Source organism: Candidatus Roizmanbacteria bacterium (genome assembly GCA_016699265.1).
Classification (GTDB): Bacteria; Patescibacteriota; Microgenomatia; order UBA1406; family GWC2-37-13; genus CAZLQR01.
In genome coordinates, this window is the sequence record CP064967.1 from 766,475 (window position 1) to 791,181 (window position 24,707).

Annotated in this window: 26 protein-coding genes; 8 read left to right on the forward strand and 18 right to left on the reverse strand. The window is 41.4% G+C overall.

All coding sequences use genetic code 11. The features are described from left to right. The first annotated feature begins 16 nt into the window (after positions 1-16). Positions 17-1,657, forward strand: a complete 1,641-nt coding sequence (locus tag IPH70_04470) for a hypothetical protein (GenBank protein ID QQR63727.1) — start codon at positions 17-19, stop codon at positions 1,655-1,657. Between the two features lie 90 nt (positions 1,658-1,747). On the opposite strand, the gene IPH70_04475 is transcribed toward IPH70_04470, so the two are convergent. The 4 genes from IPH70_04475 to IPH70_04490 all read right to left on the reverse strand — a co-directional run bounded on the left by IPH70_04475 (position 1,748) and on the right by IPH70_04490 (position 6,126). Then, positions 1,748-2,692 (reverse strand): hypothetical protein, encoded by a 945-nt coding sequence (locus IPH70_04475; GenBank protein ID QQR63728.1) that lies wholly within the window; start codon positions 2,690-2,692, stop codon positions 1,748-1,750. Positions 2,693-2,718: 26 nt separating this feature from the next. Further along, entirely contained in the window at positions 2,719-3,333 is a 615-nt protein-coding gene (locus IPH70_04480; protein ID QQR63729.1) for a hypothetical protein, read from the reverse strand. A gap of 172 nt (positions 3,334-3,505) precedes the next feature. After that, complete coding sequence (locus IPH70_04485; GenBank protein ID QQR63730.1) at positions 3,506-3,697, reverse strand: hypothetical protein; 192 nt, start codon at positions 3,695-3,697, stop codon at positions 3,506-3,508. Between the two features lie 23 nt (positions 3,698-3,720). Further along, positions 3,721-6,126: a hypothetical protein gene (locus IPH70_04490; GenBank protein QQR63731.1), complete on the reverse strand. Its 2,406-nt coding sequence runs from the start codon at positions 6,124-6,126 to the stop codon at positions 3,721-3,723. Positions 6,127-6,337: 211 nt separating this feature from the next. On the opposite strand from IPH70_04490, the gene IPH70_04495 reads away from it, so the two are divergent. Further along, on the forward strand, positions 6,338-6,691 hold the full coding sequence (locus tag IPH70_04495; GenBank protein ID QQR63732.1) for a four helix bundle protein: 354 nt from the start codon (positions 6,338-6,340) through the stop codon (positions 6,689-6,691). Between the two features lie 24 nt (positions 6,692-6,715). On the opposite strand, the gene IPH70_04500 is transcribed toward IPH70_04495, so the two are convergent. From IPH70_04500 to IPH70_04520, 5 genes are all read right to left on the reverse strand, one after another. Beyond that, the gene (locus IPH70_04500; GenBank protein ID QQR63733.1) at positions 6,716-7,198 is read right to left on the reverse strand and encodes a KH domain-containing protein; all 483 of its coding nucleotides are present in this window, start codon (positions 7,196-7,198) and stop codon (positions 6,716-6,718) included. An 89-nt stretch (positions 7,199-7,287) separates the two neighbouring features. Then, a complete protein-coding gene (locus IPH70_04505) occupies positions 7,288-8,094 on the reverse strand; it encodes a membrane protein insertase YidC (GenBank protein ID QQR63734.1) in 807 nt (268 codons plus the stop codon). Positions 8,095-8,193: 99 nt separating this feature from the next. Further along, positions 8,194-8,331, reverse strand: a complete 138-nt coding sequence (gene rpmH, locus IPH70_04510; GenBank protein ID QQR63735.1) for a 50S ribosomal protein L34 — start codon at positions 8,329-8,331, stop codon at positions 8,194-8,196. A gap of 80 nt (positions 8,332-8,411) precedes the next feature. Continuing rightward, positions 8,412-9,170: a class I tRNA ligase family protein gene (locus IPH70_04515; GenBank protein QQR63736.1), complete on the reverse strand. Its 759-nt coding sequence runs from the start codon at positions 9,168-9,170 to the stop codon at positions 8,412-8,414. After that, positions 9,103-10,635: a class I tRNA ligase family protein gene (locus IPH70_04520; protein ID QQR63737.1), complete on the reverse strand. Its 1,533-nt coding sequence runs from the start codon at positions 10,633-10,635 to the stop codon at positions 9,103-9,105. The genes IPH70_04515 and IPH70_04520 overlap by 68 nt, the downstream gene beginning before the upstream one ends. A 151-nt stretch (positions 10,636-10,786) precedes the next feature. On the opposite strand from IPH70_04520, the gene IPH70_04525 reads away from it, so the two are divergent. Next, the gene (locus tag IPH70_04525) at positions 10,787-12,901 is read left to right on the forward strand and encodes a hypothetical protein (GenBank protein QQR63738.1); all 2,115 of its coding nucleotides are present in this window, start codon (positions 10,787-10,789) and stop codon (positions 12,899-12,901) included. 434 nt (positions 12,902-13,335) lie between these two features. Next, entirely contained in the window at positions 13,336-14,055 is a 720-nt protein-coding gene (locus IPH70_04530; GenBank protein QQR63739.1) for an endonuclease/exonuclease/phosphatase family protein, read from the forward strand. Here the strand turns inward: IPH70_04530 and IPH70_04535 are convergent. Further along, positions 14,052-14,807, reverse strand: coding sequence for a glycosyltransferase (locus IPH70_04535; protein ID QQR63740.1), 756 nt, complete (start codon positions 14,805-14,807; stop codon positions 14,052-14,054). The two genes, IPH70_04530 and IPH70_04535, sit on opposite strands and share 4 nt — an antisense overlap. 56 nt (positions 14,808-14,863) lie before the next feature. On the opposite strand from IPH70_04535, the gene IPH70_04540 reads away from it, so the two are divergent. Further along, positions 14,864-16,099 carry an MFS transporter gene (locus IPH70_04540; GenBank protein QQR63741.1) on the forward strand — a complete coding sequence of 412 codons (1,236 nt, stop codon included), beginning with the start codon at positions 14,864-14,866 and terminating at the stop codon, positions 16,097-16,099. Then, entirely contained in the window at positions 16,092-16,781 is a 690-nt protein-coding gene (locus IPH70_04545) for a glycosyltransferase family 2 protein (protein ID QQR63742.1), read from the forward strand. The genes IPH70_04540 and IPH70_04545 overlap by 8 nt, the downstream gene beginning before the upstream one ends. A gap of 97 nt (positions 16,782-16,878) precedes the next feature. On the opposite strand, the gene IPH70_04550 is transcribed toward IPH70_04545, so the two are convergent. The 3 genes from IPH70_04550 to uppS are packed head-to-tail and all read right to left on the reverse strand — an operon-like array spanning position 16,879 to position 20,475. Further along, entirely contained in the window at positions 16,879-18,918 is a 2,040-nt protein-coding gene (locus tag IPH70_04550; protein ID QQR63743.1) for an ATP-dependent DNA ligase, read from the reverse strand. 4 nt (positions 18,919-18,922) lie between these two features. Continuing rightward, positions 18,923-19,723: a Fic family protein gene (locus IPH70_04555; GenBank protein QQR63744.1), complete on the reverse strand. Its 801-nt coding sequence runs from the start codon at positions 19,721-19,723 to the stop codon at positions 18,923-18,925. 26 nt (positions 19,724-19,749) lie between these two features. Continuing rightward, the gene (gene uppS, locus IPH70_04560) at positions 19,750-20,475 is read right to left on the reverse strand and encodes a di-trans,poly-cis-decaprenylcistransferase (GenBank protein QQR63745.1); all 726 of its coding nucleotides are present in this window, start codon (positions 20,473-20,475) and stop codon (positions 19,750-19,752) included. An 88-nt stretch (positions 20,476-20,563) separates the two neighbouring features. On the opposite strand from uppS, the gene IPH70_04565 reads away from it, so the two are divergent. Together IPH70_04565 and IPH70_04570 are read left to right on the forward strand one after the other, a co-directional pair. Then, positions 20,564-20,872 (forward strand): hypothetical protein, encoded by a 309-nt coding sequence (locus IPH70_04565; protein QQR63746.1) that lies wholly within the window; start codon positions 20,564-20,566, stop codon positions 20,870-20,872. Positions 20,873-20,875: 3 nt separating this feature from the next. Further along, positions 20,876-21,280, forward strand: coding sequence for a hypothetical protein (locus IPH70_04570; GenBank protein QQR63747.1), 405 nt, complete (start codon positions 20,876-20,878; stop codon positions 21,278-21,280). 15 nt (positions 21,281-21,295) lie between these two features. Here IPH70_04570 and IPH70_04575 read toward each other — a convergent pair whose 3' ends face one another. The 5 genes from IPH70_04575 to IPH70_04595 are packed head-to-tail and all read right to left on the reverse strand — an operon-like array spanning position 21,296 to position 24,702. Then, positions 21,296-22,096 (reverse strand): hypothetical protein, encoded by an 801-nt coding sequence (locus IPH70_04575; protein ID QQR63748.1) that lies wholly within the window; start codon positions 22,094-22,096, stop codon positions 21,296-21,298. Then, positions 22,096-23,040, reverse strand: a complete 945-nt coding sequence (gene ispH, locus IPH70_04580) for a 4-hydroxy-3-methylbut-2-enyl diphosphate reductase (protein ID QQR63749.1) — start codon at positions 23,038-23,040, stop codon at positions 22,096-22,098. Before ispH ends, IPH70_04575 begins: the two co-directional genes overlap by 1 nt. After that, complete coding sequence (locus IPH70_04585) at positions 23,033-23,713, reverse strand: hypothetical protein (protein ID QQR63750.1); 681 nt, start codon at positions 23,711-23,713, stop codon at positions 23,033-23,035. The genes ispH and IPH70_04585 overlap by 8 nt, the downstream gene beginning before the upstream one ends. A gap of 3 nt (positions 23,714-23,716) precedes the next feature. Further along, positions 23,717-24,172, reverse strand: coding sequence for a YjbQ family protein (locus IPH70_04590; protein ID QQR63751.1), 456 nt, complete (start codon positions 24,170-24,172; stop codon positions 23,717-23,719). 38 nt (positions 24,173-24,210) lie between these two features. Further along, complete coding sequence (locus tag IPH70_04595) at positions 24,211-24,702, reverse strand: hypothetical protein (GenBank protein QQR63752.1); 492 nt, start codon at positions 24,700-24,702, stop codon at positions 24,211-24,213. Between the last annotated feature and the right edge of the window lie 5 nt (positions 24,703-24,707).

Below are 24,707 nucleotides of genomic sequence, written 5' to 3' on the forward strand. Positions count from 1 at the left end.
TCCATAGAATAAAATCATGCTTAAATCTTTGCGAAGTTTCTCTCGACTCTTCTCTCAAATCTTCATTATGGTCGCTGTCTGTGTGGTGATCATAAATATATCGCTTGGAATGATGTTTAAAAACAATACCCAAAAAGGTCCACGGGTTGATTTGGTAGCCGAAAATAGAAAACAAATATATAAAGAGATCAATAATCCAGAGTATCAAAAAACGAAGAATGGAAAAATAATGGTGGCGATTTATCGTATGGGAATGTGCGGCATTCTTGGTGAAGCATGTACTAACAACCCGGCGGATGGCGAAAAGAACTTTAACCACAGTTTTTTTGGAGCTATTGCCTCGAGCATGACCTTCCCTTATGCAAATCCTCCGGCATCCGGTGTTGAGTGGGTGCGCTCCGGGCTACAAAATGCTGGCTTTATCCCAAATTCGTATGCTACAGATGGGATCGGTTTCTCTGCCATCAGACCATTGGCTTCCATTTGGACGATGTTTCGTAACATTGCCTTTACCCTCATTGTTCTCTTTATCGTAATTGTTGGATTCATGATCATGTTTCGGTTTAAGATCAATCCTCAGACTGTCGTGACACTATCAAATGCTTTGCCACGACTCGTAATTACCCTCATACTCATTTCCTTCTCATTTGCCATCGGCGGATTCCTCATTGATCTTATGTATATCGTGACCATCATTGGTGTTAAGGTTGTGGGGACGACTCTGCTCCCAATAGAAACTCAAAAAATGTTTATTGACAGCGTTACTACCGGAGGTACTGGAAGACTCTTCGATCTTGTGTTTTGGAACGGAGACACGTTTCAGTTAGGTCCTGCTCTCATGTCTATGTTACCGCCCGTAATAAATGCCACGGTTAGACTGATTGCAACTGCGGTTTCCATGTGGTTACTTACTAAATTTCCACCAATTGGTAAGTACCTAATTGAAGGTCAGGCTGGATATATTGGGACTGCCGATGGTCTTGCTGGACCGATAATTTCTATCGCATCAGTGTTCATGATTGGAGGATTGGCATTTTTATTTGTACCGCTCTTATTGTCCTTATTGATTTTATTATTAACCGGTCTTCTTGTTTTTTTCCGTATCTTATTCATGCTTTTTGCTGCCTATTTACGTATCGTAATATCGATAATGTTTGCTCCATTAATATTGCTTACAGGAGTTCTCCCCGGAAGAAACGCCTTTTCGAAATGGTTTAAATCTCTCGTTGCCGACCTCGCGCTCTTTCCGATCACGCTCATAATCATAACCCTATCCTCTGCTATACTCGCTATGAATAATAATTTCCAAAATATCTGGCAACCACCATTCCTATACACTGGAGTGAATCAAAACGCCTTTAATGTACTCGTGGCGATCGGCTTGATGTACATGATTCCAGATATAGGGAAACTCATTCGTGAGTTCTTCGGTATTAAAGGATCTCCTCTTAAGTTCGGCTTTGGTACCTTCTTGATGGGTGGAACCGTTTTGAGTGGTGGCGCTATGGGAGGTCTTGGTAAGTACTCACAGATTAAGTACACCATGGGTCCACTTCTTGGGAAGATGGATCGGAAGGGACCGTTAGGCTGGATTCCTAAGATGTTCAGCGATGGAGGTGGAAGTGGTGGCGGACACGTTGCTAACGAACCAGAATAAAGTCGTTCTTATTCCCATCTTCTTTGTCTTATTGAGTAATCAGATCTCAAGGATAACGCGTTCGTTTGGACGGTCTTTGGAATAGATCAGTTAGCTTAACCCAGGTATCTGAAGTATTGATACCCCAATCAAGCGTAATATAAATATCGAGAATATAATGAGTAGCAGTCCCGTAATGCAGGCTCTCAGATTTTCCTGAGCCTTCTTAATTTTCTCAGGATTGCCTTTAGATGTCTGGAGAATAAAGGCGGCATAGATGATACAAAGGAAGGTTGCTGCTCCTCCCACTCCCATTCCGATTCCGACTATAGATCCCGTAAATCCTGCCACATCAGTCTTGATGCAACCAATGCCCGTCCAGTACCCACCTCCAGAAGCACAGCTCTTACAGATTTGCATATCCCGTGATCCGGTCATATAGAGGGAACATAGTCTTTTCACACCATTTGCGTCCTCTTTTGCCGGTACACACTTGCAGCTTGCGCTTGCGTAATCGGTCGTGGTTGGTTCTCCACCCTCTATACATGGCTGTGGAACTGCGACTGGCCCCATAGATTCAAGCGCCACGAGCGGACTTCGCTCAAAGGTTTTATCAAGCAGCAACTTGACCCCATCACTCAAACAGATATCAACGCTAGATGAAGGTCCACTCGAATCGCAGAATGGGTCAAGCGAGCATCCAACATCAATGATTCCGCCTATAGCATCTGTGACAGTACCAAGGCCAGGGAGATCGCTCACGCAAAAAAATTTATCGACCTGGCTAGAGGGCTTCTTGAGCATCTCGCCAGTACTGATATTTGTATTGCAGCATCTCGTTCCACTCGATCTATTGAGACCTTCGGGAAGTCCACAGGTAATCCCAATGGCATTACCGTCAAACTGTGCACTGAGACTGCTTACGGTATCTGTTGGAAACTGGGGTAGGGATGGGACAGGAGCTGTTGTTTGAGCAAAACTAAATCCCGCAGTAAATGAAAGACAAATAAAGAACAAAATCATTAAAAAGAGGCTTCTGAGTTTTATTCGTGACATCGTATTCATTATATAGGTATCTTTGATTATTTTTTATCGGATTGCTCCTTTAATGCCGCTTTCATGAGGGTATATATCATTGCTATCAACATGAGAGGAGCGTATTTGGAAAGGAGCTCCTTCGAAATGTCCATCTTCGTTGCTCCCAGTTTTTGACGCAGCGACTTACCACTCTCAAATTCTTCTTCATGGTGTTTAATTTTATGCCATTTCACACCCAGGAATTTTTTCTCCTCGATGTCCGGCACGGTAGATCCTTGATATGATAAATCATAGGCGCCCATCTTTGCAACGATTCGTTCTCGCTCTAAAACAGTGACGAAGTTGGCAACATCTGCAACCTCCCATTCCCAAACTCCTAAATGGGTTCCAGCAAACTCAGCTGCAAGTGAGTTTGCGCGATCAATCGTCCCCAATTTTGTTCTCCAGTTTCTCGCCACATCATCTTTTTTAAAGTAGGCGACCGTTAGGGTCGACATATACTGAGCAATGCGTCCTGCCAACTCGTGACCATGTACCGACTCGATGGTATCTTTCATCTCTTTAATATGCTTGACTAACGGACTGAAGTCGTGATTTGGATCGATAGACACATGGTGTAGCGATCCCATAAATGCCTTCAGATTATGCGTCACCTTCATCTCGATCTGAGTTGTGTCGCTGAGTGCGCGCGCATGTACGCGTGAACCTGCATTTCTTAGCGCAATAAATGACGTATCTAACTCTTCGGCACCTAATGCAAATGGATACCCTTTGGGGCTAGTTAAGGTCGCAGCTACTATGTCAAGGTATTTCTCCTAGCCATAACGGAGTTTATCGATCTGAGAAGTGAAACGGCCTCTCTTGTTGTTGTGTATCCGCTATGTGTCTGCGAATGGATTCCTCGGTGACCACATATGGTTTCGAAGGAGCAAAGCTGCTTAGATCTTTATCCTCATCTTTCTGTGAAGCTAAATGCTCCCTCATCTCTTTACTAATATCGTTTCTAACCGCAAACCTCAACATAGGCAAGATCCTTCATCGCCTCATCAAATTTGATGGCGGAAATATCTCCCCATCTCCTCTCGAACAATCTTCCAAAGACTCTTACCGTTTTTCGATACTCGATCACGTTCAAGTCTGACAAACTTTGTTGGCATTCTTTGAAAAAGCATCCTCGAGTACACACGGTTCATAAACAACTTCTCCTGATCCTTTTCAGGAAGGTCTTTTATATAGTCCCATACGCTACCATGAACTTCTCCAGATAAATATTTGTTGGCAAGATAGGTAAATATCTGCTCTTTTGTCTCTCTTGGAATGCCTTTGTCCGCTGGATTAATTGTTTTAACTGCCTCATACCCTATATTCTCGAGAGCCTTAAACTTATCAAATATTCCCAGTTCATGACCTTGGGCATCATAAAGCCATCCTTCCGTGGCATTGGTCATGCGCCAACCACCTCGTGTGATAAACGAACCTCCTTTTGCGTAGTTGGGAAGAATGTCTACAAAGAGCTGACCAAGCGTTTTATCCTTCGGATCGCTACCAAAAACAACTTTGCCATTCTGAAACGAGTCTCGATACTGCGTCATCTTTTTCCATAGCTCAGTATGATCCCACTTACGTAGAAGCTTTTTATTTACTGCGTCGATTGGCATATAGATAAGTGGCCCCATCGTAAGGCTCTCTGCCTGCCATCTCAAAAAGAAATGAAGAGGATTGAGTGTCTCCGTTGCTGCGTTATCATTTGTGAAGTAACTTGTGAATTTAGGAGCTCCATTTTCGACATTGATATGAGGATCGGCAAATGCAGCTATCTCTGCCTCCGATAAGAAGATGCCTCGTGCAAGGCCTACTCCCATTGCTAAAGCCCTCTGGAGTCTCCAATTATCGGACTCCGAACTCAGCTCTGGATACATCCTTTTAAGATCCTCAAATACTCGCTGCTGAAGCTTCGACTTATTCTCAAAAAGATCACTACTAAACATATTGGGCTGATGAATCCAATCAACCTTTGCAAACTCCTCTTCAAGATACTTTACATACATTCTATAGGCGCTGATCGACTTTTCACTATCTGGTAGCAACATCATCGCATCAATATCTTCCGATTTAATACTCTCGGAATACCCAGCAACCTGGCTCCAGAATCCATCTTTACCAGCGGGTCGCAAGAAAAGGGACTGAACGTTATGAAGATATCTTCGGATACTGTTTTCATGGACTATCTCAGATGCTATTCCGGTTAAGAAATCTGCAAGCGAAACCGACTCCACGCCTGCAACTGGCGTAATCTTATACTGAAGTTGTAACTTTGTTTCGTTTGATGATGGATCTCCAATCGGCAGTTCTTTCTCTCGAAGACTTTCGATGGAATAACGCTTATAAAGCTGCAGGCCTTGAAGACTTTCGGGAAGTTCGGTCGCCTGTTTCACGTTTTTTGACATAAGCTCAAGCGCGCCCTTAAACTGAGCCTCAACGGCACGAATGGAACTATATAAACTTCCTTCCTGCTCAATTTCTTCAAATGTTTTGTCCGGTCTTTGTTGATCGACACGTGAGAACATCTTGCCATAGGTGAGAACTATTTTTTCCTCAAACTCGGTGGAAACCAATTTGTCGAAATCAACCTGAGCAAGTCCACGATTCGCCGGTCTACTAGCTACATCGCTACGAATATTCTCAACCAATTTCCCAAGTCTTTCTATTGAGTACAGTGACTCCAAAACGGGTCTGTCTTCGAGTGTAAAAAAATTACTATAGTAAAGATCCCACTCGTTATCGAATCTGTTAAGCTCCGCGCTTCGCTCACCCCCATGTTGATCCTGAGGAACCATTGATGCTGAACCGAACATTTCTCTGGCTTGATCGCCGCTCACCGCAAGCTTACCTTCATCTGCAGCCTTCACTATCGCATCCGACACATCTTTGACGATCTCCTCGCCAAACATACCCCACTCTTGCCTCAAAGTCTCGTACTGTGACTGAAGATCATCAATCGACTGAGCTCCTTCAAGGAGACCCGAAACGATAGGCTGTAAAAAGGCCGCATTCGTACCATTGAGCTGGGTACCAACCTTATGATACAGACTCAAAAGAACAGCCTTATTCGCCTCTGAAGGAACTTCAACGATGCCCATCTCCACGCCTTTTAACGCTCGAACTAGGTCTTTCTTTAGCTGTTCACGATCAGTAGGGCTCGCATCCGGTCCTCCGCGACTTTTATAAAGAGTTGCTTTTCTTTGTTCCTCAGCACTTGCCTTTTTATCTTTAACTGAATCCTTGATGCTTGCCGCTATGCGTCTCGTTTCCAAAGCATTATCGGCGACAGCGCGTACTTCCTGCTCCAACTGCTCCTGAATCTGTCTTGCAGACTCCTGTTGGTTCGCCTGATTGGTCGACTGACCTGGTTGTCGAACCTCTGGTTGTTGTACCTCGCGATTGTCTGGCATATTTTGATTATAACAGCTATGAAAAATGGAATTTTTCGAAAGACGAAAGTGGCGTTTGAAGGCTCAAAATCTATGCTATACTATTAGCTTGGTGGCAATAACTCACTTTAGCACCTCCCCGCAATCTAAACTCCACAGTTTGTAGCATATAATCCATTGACAACCTTTTTGAAGCTTGTAGCATAGAGCGTAGAGCTTAAAACTCATAACAATGCTTAGCCAGACATCTTTCCATAGCGATCTAAAGGAATACATGGACAAATTCATCCATTCCATTTATGACCGCACGGCAACGTTTCCAAAAGAAGAGCAGTTTGGCGCTACTTCACAACTTAGAAGGGCCGCTCTTTCGGTTGTACTTAATTATATCGAGGGATATGCGAGGCAACGTAAAGCTGTTTTTAAAAACTTTATAGAGATATCCTATGGATCTCTGAAAGAAACAAAGTATCTACTTTACTTTTCTTTCAAGAGGGGCTGGATAAAAGAAAAACAGTGGATGGAGTTAAATCAATCTGCTGAGACTATTGGGAAGATGCTATGGGGAATTCTTAGAAAGCTCTAAGTTCTACGTTTCAAGTTCTAAAGATTAGCTCTTAGATTCTTCAGCAGGGACGTTTTCTTTCATATCAACGACAAGTCGTCGATCTCTACCTTCACCTGTTGAGTATGAAGCAAGTTCTGGATATTTATTAGTTATATATTCATGAATAACTTTTCTTTCATATGCTGAGAGTCCTCGAATATAAGATGCGGCTTTAAATTCAAGAGCTTTTTGAGCCGATCTATCTGCGATCTCTGCGAGACGCTCGGTCTGCTTCTCACGATAGTCATTTACATTGACCAATAACTCTACTGACTCGCCAACCTTTTTATACATCACGACCTCAAGAATTTTTTGAATCGCTTTGATCGTCTCTCCGTGTCGACCAATAACAACGGGTGCTTCGGTCTCAGTTTTTATCAGGATATGAAATAGTCCATGATCTTCGGTTACCTCGATATCAACATTATCAAGAATTTTTGAAAGGAGATCTTTAGCTTCTGTTTCGACGATCTGTAGTTTGTCCATATATTTAATTTGAATTTTGTAATTTGAAATTTGAATTCAATTTGAAATGTTTAAATATTGACTAAAAATTAAAAATTTCAAACTAAAAATTATTTATTTACTCGTCGGTACTGCAGTATACTAAACAACGAGAAAATATTCCAGTATAGAGAGAGACCAACTGGCAGGGTAAATGCAAAATATCCGATCATAAACGGAAATATATATTTCATCTGAGTATTCATTGCCTTCTGGAAATCTCCTTGAGTATCGGGTTTCTTATCCTTATCATCTTTCTTTGCTAAAGCTTTTTTATTCTCGACCTTCTGAGCGGGCTGTGCAGTTGTTGCTACAGCCTGGAAGTACTGGAGAACTCCCGTGAGAACGGGGATGAGGTAATAAAACCATATGCCAGCTTTCTGAGGAGAGAGTGCTAGATTAAATCCTAAAAATTGAGGATCGATCACCTGAGATATTGCAATTGCCTTCGTGTATAAAACGCCGTTAATTTGCGAAACCGTCTTAGCCCCCACACCATGCTGTAAAAATACATTTAGCGTGCTGTAAAGACCGATGAAGATCGGCATCTGAATAATGAGGAATAAACAACCCGATGCTGGATTGAGTCCATGCTCCTTGTACAGAAGTAGCTGTTCCTGTTGTAGTCTTTTTGGATCTTTCTTGTGCTGAGCCTGCAATCTATCAAGGTGAGGTTTAATTTCAGTCATCTTGCGAGCGGTATGAATCTGCTGTTTGAAAAAAGGATGGAGTAAGAATCTAATTCCGACAGTAAGAGCAACTATCGCAAGTCCAAACGCTCCTGGAAGTCCGAGAGCGTGTAGTCCGGCATAAATAGCGACAAGAATATTGAGGATGGGAATTACGAAGATATCGTTAAAGAAGTTGTGGGTAATCACGTATTTATTTTTTAGTTTTTAATTTTTAGTTCTTATTAAATTCAAAATTTCAAATTTAATAAAAAATAAGACCTGCCTGCCGGCAGGCAGGAATAGAAATTACACAGATAATTTCTTCCGTCCTCTTGTTCGTCGTCGTGCAAGAACTTTCTTACCGTTTGCAGAGCTCATTCGCTTCATGAAACCGTGTTTTCGCATTCTGCGTTTTTTCTTTGGTTGGCTTACTTGTTTTCCCATAATTCATTGACTGTCAAAAGTCTATAATGTCCATAATGTCTGTAATGTCGTGACTTTATGGACCTTCGACTTTATAGACCTTAGACTTCTAATATTAATTTGTTTGTAAATTGTTTGTAAACCGCATCAGTTATGAATGGAACAAATGGATGCAGCAACTTCAAGCTCTCTAAATATATCTTTGTGAGAGAATCCCGAACCTCTATATTATCATTTCGTAGCTCTTCTTTCAACTGCTCGATATAAAAATCGGCAAAACGGTGCCATATAAACTCGTACATGAGTCCAAAGGCGGCAGAAAATTTATAGTCCTTCATATTTTTATGGAACTCTTTTTCCATACTCTCAAATTCCTTCTCGAGCTCCTTAATTTTGTCATTCGTAGTATTTTTTTCGTCATCCTGACCGGTTATTTTGTCATCTCGAGCGCTAGCGAGAGATCCAGCGACCGAAGGGAGCGCCTCGCTAGATTCCTCCCCCGACATTTTGTCGGTATCGGAATGCCCACTACCCTTATTCATCTCGAGAAATCGGCCAATATTCCAAACCTTGTTTGCAAAGTTTCTCATAGACCGAATCTTGTCATCCGAGATGCTCAGATCCGTCCCGTCTCCCACCTCAAAGATGAGTGCGGCACGTAATGCATCGGCTCCATACTTCTCAATCATAGCCAAGGGATTAATCACGTTCCCTTTTGATTTGCTCATCTTCTGTCCATTAACGCGTACCAGTCCGTGGAGATACACCGCCTTGAACGGAACCTTACCGGTTCTATATAGCCCAAACATAATCATTCTTGAAGACCCAACAAGGAAGAATGTCCGATACCCCGTCTCCATAACCGCAGTAGGATAGTAGTACTCGAAAATTCGTTTCCAATAGACTGTAATGTAGCGAACGGCCATTGTCCTGATGAAAACCACGTATCGAAGGTGTCGGTTTCCTGTTCAAAAACGCACTCACCACAGATCTGACACTTGTCTGGTTTGGACCAACACTCACAAACCAGCGTTCAGTTTTCGGTTTTTGGTTGTCGGATTTCAGATTCTGATCACTGACATCTGATTTCTGACAGCTGTAAGCTGGTATGCGAATTCCCCAGACATTCTGTCGAGAGATATTCCAGTCATGAAAGTTGGTCAACCACTGCACCGCAGATTTTTCAAATCTTTTGTTCGTAAACTTTACCTCGCCATCTTCAACTGCCTTAATCGCTCGGTCTGCAAGCGGTCGCACCTTCACATACCACTGAGGCATAAGAATTGGCTCGAGCACTCGTCCGCATTTGTAGCAGTTGGCAACGGTGTGAACATAGTCCTCATCTACCTTTTCGAGCATTCCTTTATTCTTCATGTCCTCCGCAACCTGCTCTCTCGCCTTCTTGACCTTAAGTCCTTTGTAAGGACCCGCCAACTCAGTCATTCGACCAGTTTTATCAATGATAGTTTTAAACTCGAGATTGTGACGCTTCGCCATCTCAAAATCATTAAAGTCATGTGCCGGAGTAACCTTAGCTACTCCCGTTCCAAACTCAGGATCTATCGCATCATCACCGATGACTCGTACCTTAAATAAACCGAGGAGACCCTCAACCTCGATCTCCTTTCCAATCCAGTCTTTGTAGCGCTTATCCTTTGGGTTCACCGCAACTGCCGTGTCACCAAACTTTGTTTCTGGTCGTACCGTGGCGAGAATGAATGGACCGTACTTAAGATAGTAGAGAGGATCTTTTTGTTCGACATGCTTTACCTCAAGATCAGAGAAACTTGTCCCACAGTGAGTGCAGTAATTTACGAGACGATTATCTCTATAAACTAATTTATCATCAAATAGTTGTTTGAAGGTTTCCTTCACAATCTTCACCACATCCTCATCAAGCGTGAACTTTCTTTTCGACCAATCGAGCGCATAGCCGAGTTTACGAAGTTGGTTTTCCATCTTTCCTCGGTTCTCGTGTACAAAGTCCCAGATCATTTTATACAGCGTCTCACGGTCGTAATCGAATCTGCTTTTGCCCTGCTTTGCAAGATGCTTTTCGAAAACAAACTGAGTCTCAATACCTGCATGATCTGCGCCCGGCAACCACAATACCTCATCTCCATGCTGTTTTCGGTACCTGATCATAATGTCTTCGTATACATACATCGCATGCCCAAGATGAAGATCCGCATTTGCGTTAGGAGGAGGAAGGATAATGGTAAACGGAGTTTTATCCTTGTTTGGTTGGGAGGTAAATATACCCTTCTCTTCCCACTGCTTATATAAAGATTCTTCTACCTCTGCTGGTTTGAATGTTTTATCCATAAAATTAAAGCCCAAATATCAAAGCTCAAATGTCAAACAAAATCCAAAAAACAAAGTTTAAATATTTGAATTTAAGATTTTGAACTTTATTTGATTATTGGGATTTTGATATTCGAACTTCATTGTATTATACCAAGTATAATAATTAGCTATGAGCTGGCTCGTAAATTCTCTTCAATGGTACTTTGTACTTTTCGCTGTCGGACTCATTTTCATTCCTTTCTCTCAAAAACTGTTCGGTTCATTCATTGATAAAGGCTACGCTTTTTCAAAGACAGTTGGAATTATTCTTATCACCTACTCAGTTTTCGTACTCGGAGTGACGAGGCTATTCCCGTATGGTTGGCTTGGAATCATGATCGTAACCACTGTTCTTGGCTACCTGAACTGGCGAGTACGAAAGAAGAATTATCGCATAACAAAAACTATTGTTATCGAGGAATTATTATTCTTGTGCTCATTTTTATTTCTCAGCTTCATTCGTAGCCAGGAACCTTCAATCCATGGACTAGAAAAGTTTATGGATTACGGATTCATGCAGTCGATTCTCAAATCCACATATTTCCCGCCGGCAGATATGTGGTACATACCCGAACCCATTAACTATTATTACTTTGGTCACCTTACCGGAGCCACATTGATCAAACTTACACAGATACCATCTTCCATTGGCTATAATCTCGTGCTTGCAACCATACTCGGACTTGCAACGTCACAGACATTTTCCTTAGTCATAAATATCGTTAATCAAGCCTCAGTTGAGCTCAAAAAGACAATCTCCGAGACCAAACAAATACTGTTTGGTCTCATCGGAACAGTTTTATTAAACTTCGCGGGAAATCTTCATACCATCTATCTTTTTACCAAGGGTTATCCTAACGAAAAACCGATAGAGTTCTGGAAAATCTTTTCCGGTTTTAACCCAACAACCTATTGGTATCCGAATGCAACGCGGTTCATACCGTTCACCATTCACGAGTTCCCCTCCTACTCGTATGTGGTTGCAGATCTGCACGGCCATGTATTCGATATTCCATTCGTGCTACTCACCATAGCCCTTTTATTTACGTTCTTTGTAATTACGAAAGTATCAATCATCAAGTATCAAGCTTCAGGTTTTTCCCAAATACGAGATACCTTATACCGCATACGTTATACGGCATTATTCGGCTTTATGACCGCCATTCACTACATGACCAACGCCTTCGATGGACCCATCTATTTACTTCTCGTATTTCTTGCTTCTTATTTCATATTTAGAAACCTAAAACAGGCAGGCATATTTTCCTTACTAACCTCAGGCTTTTTCATACTGTTTTCCCTTCCATTCACCCTGTTTTTTAAGCCGTTTGCTACGGGAGTTGGCGTCAACTGCAGTCCTCAGTTCCTTGTTCAGCTTCAGAAAATAGGGCCATTTCTCTTTGAGAAAGGGAACTGTCAACCTTCTCCACTTTGGATGATGTTTTTGCTCTGGGGACAGTTCTGGATTAGCCTTGCGGTTCTTACATGGATTACAAGGCAAAAACGTAGCAGAACGGACCTGTTTATGATTCTGTCACTAGCCTTTAGTTTTGTTTTGGTCTGGATTCCAGAGTTTTTCTATGCTAAGGACATCTATCCTGCTCATTTCAGAGCAAATACAATGTTTAAGCTCGGCTATCAGGCCTTTATCCTTGGTTCTATCGGTATTTCCTATACGCTTTTTCGAGTTTCACATCTCAAATTCAACCTACAAAATACGGCTATTCGCGCACTTATGTGTGGATGTCTCTTTTTGGTGCTTTTGTACCCTCTATTCTCATTCCAATCCTTTTATGGTCAGATGAATAAGTCGCCGAATCTAGACGGTATTAAATGGCTCGAAAATAGTCATCCTGAGTCCGCTGAGATCGTTAGATATCTAAACTCCCACGTCTCTAAACAAGTCAATATTCTTGAAGCGCAGGGCGATTCTTACACTGATCTTAATGTGGTTTCGAGCTATACGGGTAATCCTACAGTCGCAGGATGGTGGGTGCATGAATGGCTATGGAGAGGAAGTTCTCAGATTGTGCAGGACAGAGTTCCGGACATTATTACCCTCTACGAATCACGCGATATTGAACTTACTAAGAGTCTACTAAGAAAGTATAAGATAGATTACATTGTTGTGACAACATTCGAACGTGAAAAATACCCAAATCTCTATGAGAAAAAGTTTGAACAGATAGGAAGAAAAATATTGAACACAAACGATGGGTTTGGGGCTTTGTATAGCTCTAAATAGTAAGGGTACTTGACAAGGGTAAATAGCTATGATATTGTGTTGGGTATTGAGGGAAAAAAGAGCATTACTACTCGTCGTCCCCTTACACGAGCGGTAGTGATGCTCTTCTTTTTTTTACCCTGCTCACATCTTAAAAAGCTTGACCGGAATACTAAGCTGTTTTCTTCTTAACTTCTTGAACTGGTCATCGCCAAAATATATCAATCGTTGCATCTTTAATTCCGGAGCAGTGAAGATCTGAATCTTTGGTCTCATACTCCTTTGAATATACCTAACACCAAAAACGTTGTCAAGCCTATAGGAATTTGTGGGTTAAAAATAGGTAGACTTATAGTATGGTTTCACAGTATTTAGACTGTCTACATGCGCTCTGAAATAGCTAATTGAATTTTGTGGACGGTTTGTGGACATCCTGCATGTTATAATTTATTTCAATGAACTACACCACCCTCACCTACAACCTCCACTACAACAAAGCATCACAAGAACTACGCTCAGTTTTGAAGGACTGCGATCCTGACATAGTCTTTCTCCAAGAACTAACCACCGATGAGGAAAGCATGAAGACCATTATGGAGCTTGGTTACGAGCTGGCCGATTTCTCAAACAGCTTCGTAAAAGGCAAAAATATCTACGGCGTGGCCACATTCTATAGAGCATCACTATTCACACTTCAGAGAACAAAAAGCTTCAATCTACCAAGTAGCGTCATTCAGATGATAACGTTTTTACTGAAAAATAGAACCAATCCACGCACCGTTCTACGCACAGACTTCATAATTAAAAAAAATAGGATACCAGTTTGCACCTACAACATCCACTTCTCCCCCAACGCCACAAATTCGTTGCGAATCAAGCAGTTAAATAACACTCTCAGTGACCTTACAGTACCAAAGAAAAGCCCTTTAATTATTGCTGGAGACTTCAACTATCCCTACGGAAGACGAAAACTTGAAGATATTCTGAGCAAACACCATCTTCATGAAGCTACTAACAACATTTTTTATACATCGAGACAGACATTCTTTAAGAAATTTGCAATAAAACTTAAGCTAGACTACGTTTTCTATCGAAATCTGAAGCTAATTTCTAACAAAAGAGTGGAGGTCTTTCACTCGGATCACTTCCCAATCTTATCTAAGTTCGAAGTTTAGTGGCCTTTTTTGTGCGTTCCGAAGGTATAGTCATCGGCAGCTTTGTTCGTCCCGTCTGGCGAGAGTAAACTGTCAAAATAACCCTTGGCCCAGTAGTAAAGCATCTTAATTCTTCCAATCTCATGTAAGCGACGTGCTGACGCGTACACAAACGGTCTATATAAGAACTTGAACTTTGCTCCGGCCTTTAGAACTCGGTTACTCAGATCGATATCCTCAGCCATACGTAGTCCCTCCTTAAAACCATTTACCTTCTCAAACACATCCTTACTCACGAAAAGAAAGGTTCCACTGCAAAATGGATTAAACAACATATATACCGAGTAGAAAGCAAATGTTGCAAAGGTCCAAAGGTAGTCTAGGACATTAAATTTCGATGGAACATGAAGGACAAATGCTAACATCGACCTATCAGATGGAATTTTCTTCAAAAAATCGTTTAAGAAATGGGGTGGAAGATAAATGTCGCAGTCGATAAAGAGCATGTGATCGTACATCGCCTTTGTTGAGCCTTCATTTCTCGCTCCTCCGATCGTCCTGTCATGAGAGCTCACAATGGCAAAATCAGTGAATTTGGAGCTATATGTCTTCGCTATCTTAACGGTATCATCCGTCGACTCCCCATCGGCCACAATTACCTGAAGCTTGCCGTCCCATTTTTGTGCAGCTAGATGATCTAGTACCTTTGGGAGATAATGCTCTTCGTTTAAAGTTGGGATAATGATACTTAACTCTTTAATTAACTCTGACATATGTGTTGACTACAAAATCATATTATAATCATATATCGATCTCGATACTAACAACAATGAAATCAAAAATAATAAGCATACTCTTTACCATTGTTATACTAGATCTTCTCGGATTTGGGATAATCATCCCCATTCTGCCCGTACTTTTCATAAAAACACAGTTTAATCTCGCGATTCTTCATCAGTTATTTCCGTTAGTTAAACAGGAGTATATACTTTACGGACTCATTGTTGCCGCGTATCCCTTTGCTCAGTTTTTTTCTGCTCCGATATTAGGCCAGCTCTCAGATAAATATGGACGAAAACAGATACTTTTTTACTGCCTTGCCGCAACCTCTCTATCCTATTTTTTGGCAGTTTTAGGAATTAGAATGACCAGCTTTCCGATACTTCTTTTATCACGGGTGCTTGGGGGAATTATGGGAGGCAATATTGCGATTGCGCAGGCTGTTGCGGCGGATATCACCGAGGTTAAAGACAGAACAAGAGTCTACGGACTACTTGGGGCAGCTTTTGGAATTGGCTTTATACTCGGACCGTACCTCGGTGGGAAGCTATCCGACTCAAATTTAGTTAGCTGGTTCCACCTCGATACTCCATTTCTGATGGCTGGACTACTCAGCTTTGTGAGCGTAGTTGTCACATGGCTTTTTTTACCAGAAACTCATCCTTATGAAAAAAGACAACTTAAACTTCGCTTCGGCCAGTCCATCTCTGACATAAAAGCAGCTCTAAGTCACAAGAGACTAAATACGCTTTTTTTGGTCGGATTTCTTTTCCAGTTCGCTTTCACTATGTTCGTATCATTTTTCGGAGTCTTACTTTTTAAGCGGTATAGTTTTACTCAAGTCTCCATTGGTGAGTATTTTGCCTTTGCAGGCCTGTGGATAGCGATAACCCAAATCTTTCTTACTAAATTCATAAGTCGTGTGTTGGGTAACAAAGCGATGCTTGCATTCGGACTTCTAGGCTGTTGCACAATGACATTTCTCCTGTTGCCGAAGGTGGAAATCTTACACCTATATGTAATCACCGCATTGTTTGCTGTTACGAACGGCCTTACTCAAACCGGAATCATTTCACTTCTTAGTATTAATAATGAGTCTTCGTCCCAAGGAAAAGTGCTGGGAATCAACGCGAGTCTATATGCGCTTGCTCAGTCAATTCCTCCGGCAATTTCTGGTATCATTGCTACTGCATACAGTGTCACAACGCCAATAATGATCGCAGGATTCATAATGGCATTATCATTTATCTATTACATAGGTCGCTATAAAGCGGTTCATGATTGATTATATGAAAGTATCGGTTATTGTCCCAACCTTCAATGAAGAGAAATATATTCGAGCATGTTTGGAAAGCCTTCAGAATCAAACTATAAAAGCTGCTGAGATTATTGTCGTGGACAATAACTGCACCGATAATACCATTGCTATTGCCTCCGAGTTTGATGTGCGAATAGTGAAGGAGACTAGACAGGGAATGACCTATTCGCGAGCGAAGGGCTTCAGCTCGGCAAAATCAGAAGTACTAGCGCGCTGCGATGCGGACTCAATTCTTCCACCAAACTGGATTGAACGTATCGTTTACAATTTTACGAAGCGAAAAAAGATCGATGGGCTAATTGGTCTAACCACAATCTACGACTTTCCAGTTAAGAACATTAAGCCCCTTTTTAAGGCTTCCATCTACTTATTTAAGGAGATCTCTGGATACTTTCCTCTTTTTGGCACAAGCATGGCTATATCCAAAAAAATTTGGGACGAAATAAAAGATGAACTTTGCGATGACAATGCCGAGTTCCATGAAGACATCGATATTAGTGTTCACATCAATAAACATAATGGAGTTATAATGTTCGATCCTCACTTCGAAGCTCAGTTTTCTGCTCGAAGAATAAAGAGAGATCCGTATGAGTTTTTGGTGGAGTATCCTGCCCGAACTTTGAAGACATATAGAGGACACAATGTGTAGTAAATTTCTAAGTACTCTAAGTGCTCTAATTAACCTAAACAAATCTCAAGCACTAAGTTCAGATTGGGATTCGGGTATTATTTAGGTCAATTCCCCGTTATTTCTTCTGCGCCTCAAACATCTCGTTATATTCATCAAGAGTGGTTACATCCTCTGGACGTTTGTCGTCACGAAATCTTTCCAACCGTGGAAATCGTAATGCATATTTTGCGGTATGAACAGAGGATCGGGTGAGTTCATCCGCCTTAATTTCCATAACTATTCCTGGCTTTACCCAGACGTCACAGGAAGCCGCATCATTCACATCATAGAGCGCTGGTTTAGTTGAAGCTTTCAACTTAGAACTTTGAGCTTTAAGAGTTCTCCATTCGTCGTCAGTCAGTCCAGTTCCTATTTTTGCCGCAGTTAAAAATCGGTCATTTTTATCATCATAAATTCCGACCAAAAATGCTCCTATACCAAATCCAGTACGCTTTCCTTTCCCATAGTCGTACCCCATCACGAGACAGTCGATCGTATCATCAATCTTCGATGAGTAACTTCGCTTAAACTTGATCCAGTTCCATCCCCTTGCTCCAGACTGATACACTCCGTCTAGTTTTTTTGCAAGAATCCCTTCAAGTCCATGCTCTATCGCATCGTCAAACATCTTTTCAACGATTTTCGGATCATTAACCACAGTATCGCTCGATAACAATATCCTGTTCTTCTTATTCTTAGAACTAGAGGTAATGAGCGTTGCCAGTTTTTTTCTTCGCTCATTAAATGGCTCGTCAATATAGCTTTTACCATTGTGATAGAGAAGGTCGAAGATGAACAGTCGCAGAGGTATCTCTAGTGCTTTTTCTTCAATTCCGTGCTTTCGTTTACGCTGTGAAGTTTCCTGAAAAGGAAGTAGCTTGTTCGTCTTAGGATCGTATCCAATCGCTTCTCCCTCAAAGATAATATCATCATCTTTAACCTCATGCTTTATGGCTTCAACAAGGTCCGGAAACATGTGCGTTACATCCTCTAGATTTCGCGATATCATCTTTACTCTTTTTCCCCCGTAATGGATCTGCAGTCTAAAACCGTCATACTTCGGCTCGATCGAACATTCTCCAATCTTCTCAATAATCTCTACGCCAGATGATAGTCTTTCCGCCCTCATCATAATAATTGGGGTAAACATGGTTGGATGTACAGACACGAGGCCTTTCATCCCTTTACTCTTAATAACCTCGCCAATAAATCCAATATCTGGTCTCACATGATAGGCCTGCTCAATTTTTTTTCGTAATGTCTTGTCCTCAGCTATCAACCACGAAAATGCATCAAGAACAGTCATATCCGAAAACCCAATACGAAGAGCTCCTATCGGTATTCTGGCGAGGTATCTGCAGGATAAAGGGTCAAGCTGTCTAATCAACTGAGCCAAAATATTGCTTTTTCGCTCCTGTGAACCTTCGCCATTTTGCTCTGCAATTAATCGCAACTGATCGAATACCGTTCTCAGATCTAAATCTTCTTCCTCGAAGGAACTGAACTGCTTCTTGAAATGCTCAACCGTAAGCCCAACATCTCCTATTTTTCCAAGCTCTGAGTCAAAGTATTTTTTCTCTATATTCATTGCGCTCACTGCACTTTTCACTATACTCTTTTCTGCCACTCCAAACTCTACCGATTCATAAAGTGGTGCCACTCTACCCTGCATTAAGTATAGCCCCATTCCTATCTCATCAGCTTGAAGTAGTTTAAATAGATTTGCAAGAAGACGAGTTATTTCATTTCTTGACGAGACATTTTCTATCTCCTCAAGATGTTTCGCGAATACAGAAAATTTCATATAAAATTCTAAACCATTACATAGCGAGCAGCCTTTGTGCTTCCAACTTTTTGATAAGATCTTTTTAATAAGATCCTGTATGTCTCTCAAAATTGTGTCCTCAGATACATCTTGAATAACCGTTCCGAACGACTGATTCTGAAGATATCCAACCTCCTGAATATACTCGACCAACTTTACCTGCCGATCATTGAGATAGATCTGTTTACCACCAAATCGCTCCTTCATTTTAACGTCCCGTGAAAGTTTGAGAACCTTTTCCTTTACCTTGTCGAACTCTATTGCCGCCCCCAGGTGAAATATTCGAGCCATGCAGTTAAATCTCCAGCCGAAGCTTTCTGTAAATTTTCGTAGTAGGAATGTGAGTCTTTATCATAATATTCTTCAAGTGAAAAAATCTTCGGATATCATATCCTCCTAGTAACATTATTAAAGTAGCTAGGACTCTCGCAACTCTTCCATTTCCATCAACAAAGGGATGAATTCTCACAAGCTCATGGTGTGCTATTCCTGCCTTTAGAACAGGATGAAGTTCTGTTGTACTATCTCGATTTAGCCAGTAAGTAAACTCACGCATCAAGAATGGCACATCAATTGCGGAAGGCGGAGTGAAGGTAACCTCTCCTGTTTGGGAATTTTTTACGACGACCTGCTTTGTTCTATATTCACCCGACATCGCTTCATCTAGCACTTTAGTAACGATTATGCGATGAACTTTTTTGATGAATGGCTCTGTAATATTCTCGATTTTTTTTCGTACTTCTTCATCGATCAACTCAATTACCTTGCGGTAATTAATAATCTCCTGAATATCTCGGGGTCGCGCCACAACGTCCTTTCCCATAAGAACATCTTTGGCTTCATCTTTTTGCAGCTGGTTTCCCTCTAAGTGCGTTCCGTGATAAACAGCGCGTACTACCGCGTCTTCCTTAAACTGCTTCTCCCAAAGTGGTAAAAGAGGCGCATGTTTAATAACTTCCTCTGCTGCCTCTATTTTAGATATCGATGAAAGTATCTTATTGGTGATAATAAATGAAGGACTCTGCATGCGGTAATTATAGTCGCGTATCGCGAATCGTACAACGCGAATCGCAAGAATTATTATTGCTTGCGCCACACGCTACACGTTTCGCACTCTACGACCTACCGTCCAAATCTTCTCTGTCGTTGATTGTACTCATCGATACATTTTTTCAGTTCGTCGACCGTGAAGTCGGGAAGATGAATCGGGGGAAACATGTATTCACTGTAAGCAGACTGCCAACTCATGAAACCAGATGTTCTCATCTCACCACTTGTTCTAATGATCAAATCCGGGTCTGGATATGGAAAGTCTTTAGTATCGAGAAACTGTTCGAAATCGCTTTCACTAAGAATTTTTCCCGATTCCTCAGAATCGCGGATCCCGACTTCGTGTCGGGAGAACTTAGAACTTAGAACTTGCTGAGTTGCTCTCAGCAGTTCATCTCTTCCGCCGTAATCAAGCGCAACGCCTAGATAAAACTTGGTAAAGTGCTTCGTCTTCTCTTCAGCCTCCTCCAACTTCTTACGTAGAGACTCGTTTAGTCGATCCTTTCGTCCGAGATGAATGATTCGAATTTCCTCTTTTAACGCAGTTTTCAGGTCTATGTCGAGCCAGCGTTCATATATGCCCATAAGATAATCTATCTCGCTTTTGTCTCTGTTCCAGTTTTCGGTAGAAAAAGCCCAGACCGTTAGAATTCTTACATTAATACTTCGAAGATACTTAGCGAGCTTTTGAATCATCTCGAATCCCCTTCGATGCCCTTCAATTGTTGGGAGTCCATTAAGCTTAGCCCATCTTCTGTTGCCGTCAGGAATTATCGCAATGTGTTGTAATTGCTTCATAGTTATATTGCTACATAGCTAACCATGCAACGATCTATTATAACGTGCTTAGGTTGCAACAATTCGACAATTTTTATAGACTTTATCTATGAACTCTCGCTTGCTAGCCGTGATTGACATCAGCCAGCCATCGGTCAATCCGGTAGCACAGTTTGGGGATATCGGAACACTCCTCAATCAAATTCTTCCAACGATTATGATTGCTGCCTCTCTAGTTTTCTTGGCAATCCTCCTATATGGAGCGTTTACTTTCGTCACCAGCAGCGGGGAGCAAGAAAAAATCCAAAAAGCTCGAAAAACAATTACCTACTCACTCGTTGGACTCGTTCTGATATTCTTAAGCTATCTAATCGTACAGGTAGTAAGCATGATCACGGGAATAACTTTATTTATATAAACTATGGGAAATGTAGAGGATGTATTCGGAAAAATTACTCCACCAGTACGAGGTCTTGGAGGCTCAAATCCTGGACAAGATATTTCCACTCTCATTGCTGGATTAATTAACACTTTTCTTGTAGCAATTGGGATTCTCGCATTGGTTTACATGATGTGGGGAGCTATTAGTTGGGTAACATCAAGTGGCGATAAGGATAGACTACAAAAAGCACAGGCCCGTATTCGAAGCGCTCTTATTGGAATCTTTATTGCAATTGTTGTCTTAGTATTGTTTAACGCGGTGTTCAGTATTGCCTTTCCAAACTCTGGAATAATTACCCCTTCAAACGGAGGTTTCAATTTTTCAATACCGAGTTTTAATAGCTCGCCCTCCAGAAACGTAGAGCCTAGGTTTGGCCCTCGGTAATCTATACTCGGATAACTACGATACAGTCGTCCCTAAACCTTCATTCTTTAGTAATATTTTAGTTAGCACATCCTTCTCATTTCCGTTGACGATATGTGTCTGAATTCCTAATGAAGCAAGTTTCAATGCTTCTGTAATTTTTTGCCTCATGCCACCGGTCACATCAAATCCTTTTGTGTTATATAGGTATTTTTCGTTTTTCAAGAAAGATATTTTGTCTACTTTTTGTATTACCGAGCCATCCTCCCTCTGAAATCCATCTATCGATGTCAGATATATGACCTTAGCAACCTGAATCTTCTTGCGTGAAAATTGTTTTATGAGCTCATGAAAGATTGTTTCGGTAGACAATATGCAGCATCCCGACTGCTCATCGGTAACGATATTTCCATAGATGCTTGGAGTTATTCCTAGAGTTAAGGCATTAATTATTGGCTCTACTAAGCATTTTTTAAACTTCCCACCTCTCATTAAGAACATGGAAGACGGATGAAATGCTTGTATGAGTGGGTGATGCACCATAATATTCTTCACAATTAAATGATTCAGATCCGTATCGTAGTATTGCTCTGTGGAAAACCCCTCAATTTGGTCCTTTGTATGGATTCCGTGCACAAGATCGTATTTGTCAGCAAAATAGTGACCGAAGGATCCCGCTCCATTACCAATCACGAACGAGTGCTCATCGGACATTTCTTTCGCTACTCGACCGAACTGTTTAGAAAGACTTTCTATCGTCGATAGATTTGGAGTTAAAGGTATACTTTTATCGGTAATAATACTTCCACCAAACTTAATGAAAATTATTTTTTTCATCATGACAGCCCTGTTGGTGGCAAAAATTTAACGTTCTCGACCTTCACAATAAGCTCTTTCATCTTGGTATCCTCATCGCTTAACGCTTTCACTACATCTAACACCACATCCTCAGGAGCTGAGGCACCTGCAGTTATGCCAACGTTTTTAACGTTGCTAAACCATCCCTGCTCGAGTTGGTCGGGTCCATCAATGAGATATGCGGGAATACCCTCTTTTTTTGCTGTCTCTCTTAACTGTACCGAATTTGAGCTTTCTGGAGATCCTATAACAATTACAACATCTACTTCTTTTGCCATCGCTTTCACAGCGACCTGTCTGTTCTGAGTTGCATAACAGATGTCAAAGGCTGGAGGTCGAATCATTGTGGGAAAATGTTCCTGGAGACTATTCAAGATTTCTTTCGTGTCATCAAAACTCAGCGTTGTCTGAGTTAGTACAATTAATTTCTCGGTCTGTGGAGGCATGATCTTTCTCGCCTCCTCAGCGGACTCAACGAGTACGATTGATTCTGTTGGTACGTTGCCCATGACGCCTATGGGCTCTGGGTGTCCTTTGTGCCCTACATAAAAAATAAAATAACCATCGCTTGCGTATTTTTTGGCCTCTATATGAACTTTTAAAACTAGAGGGCAGGTGGCATCATACAACTTAAATTTTTTCTTCTTTGCTGTTTTGAAGAAGTTCGGTGGACTTCCATGCGCACTAAAGACAACCGTTGCTCCGTCTGGTATTTCATTCAATTCCTCAACAAAGATTGCGCCTTTTTTTTCAAAACGTTCGACAATGGTTCTGTTATGGACAATTGCATGTCGTGCGTAGACAGGCGCTCCGTGTAATTTCAGAACTTCATCAAGCGCATTCACTGCTCGCGCAACTCCTGCACAGAAGCCACGAGGGCCCGCAAGATAAATTCCTTCAACTTTTGGAGTAGTTTTAAGCATGAAGATCTTTAAGTCGAATATCAAATACGAATCCTGGGTTTTGTGGCCTAAACTCAACTGGTTTTAATGCAGTTAGAGGAGGTTGAAAGAAGCCGCCATCCATCGCTTTTTTAAAGATATCTTGCGTACAGGGTCTAAAGTCCTCAGGATCACCATTGAGAATTTCTCCTAGTGGCATTATCCTCCAACCTTGAACCTCTGGAGTACTTACGTCTTGAGTCATCCAAGGAAATCCTTGGTCCGACCACAGTACGAGAATAAAAGCTTTGTAGCCTTCACGAACTCCGTTTTTAATTCTATGCGTTTCGGTCGGAATCAACATTCTATTAGAATCTGCGAAAAGTGGGGTTTCAACAACATCAATGAGAAGTTCATCGGCTAAGCACCGTCTTACAGTATCATCAAAAGTTTCAGGATTCCAAGACTCGTCACGTTTCATCGTTTCTTTTGGGTGTGTTAACTGTCCGGCTCTAGTCTTGGCTGTCTCGGCACATACCTCGAATAAAAAAACTGGACCGCCAGTAGCTGGATCCGTAGCTCCAATTAAAATATCCAGACCAACCGAGTCATACCCTGCAGTTTTTAACTCTGGCAGGGTGTGTGGGAAATCAGGAAGAAATACTCGTTTTTCATCAACCATTTCACGCGCCGGTCTTCTTTCAGTGATTGTCATAGGTTATACTCCCATAGCTTGAATAAATACTTCTCTGTTCCTACTACAGTCAAGCTCTATTGCGAAAATTCGTTGCCACGTGCCAAGCATTAATTTGCCCTCAATTATTGGCAAAAACTCTGACGTTCCCATAAATAAGTGACCGATATGTGAATGCGCATTTAAGCAGTCTGAGGCGTTTGGATCGCAGACTAAGTTCTCGGTTCTCACACTCAGATCGTTGTGGCGGTAATAATTATCCTTGGGTATAAGCTTAGATATAAAGTCTTTAAAGTCGGCGATTAGTCCAGACTCCCGCTCGTTTACTCTGATGGTTAGAGTTGTATGTTTGGAGTGAATACTCACAACTCCATCCTTTATTCCTGTTTTTTTGAGAAATTTCTCAATCTTTTCAGTAATATCGATAAATTCACAAAACTCCTTCGTCCTAATTTTAATTGTATCTCTATGTACATTCATACTATATGAGTCGTGGCTAGCGACCAAATCATTCGCGACTAGATGAACGGAACTTTAGACAATCCAAGGGTCAGACCGAAGTAGCTGAGAATAGCTATAAATCCTATATAAAAAATGAGTGCAATCATTGTTGAGTAAAACCCAAGCTTGAGTGAAAATCTGATTGCCAGATAGCTCAATATTATCTTCCATAAGAGCAACGATAATGAAAAGCTTACATACAGTACGCTAAATACTTTTCCCTGAAGGGACTGTGTACGTGGTGGAGGTAGGAGATAGAGTAATACCAAACTCATATAAAACCATATTGTGGTGGGTAAAAGACCATAACTAAATGTAAAGAGCATGCTCGAAATCTTTATCTTCTTTTTCAAACTTATTCCAACCGCAAGCATAAAAAGAATCGTACTAACGAATAGCACTATAAAAGTTAAGATCTTAACAAGACCTACTGTTAAAAAATACGTGACGAGAAAGAAGGCTATCCAGAAAATCTGTAACTTATCGGTCTCTAGACTTATCTTTCGCATGGTCC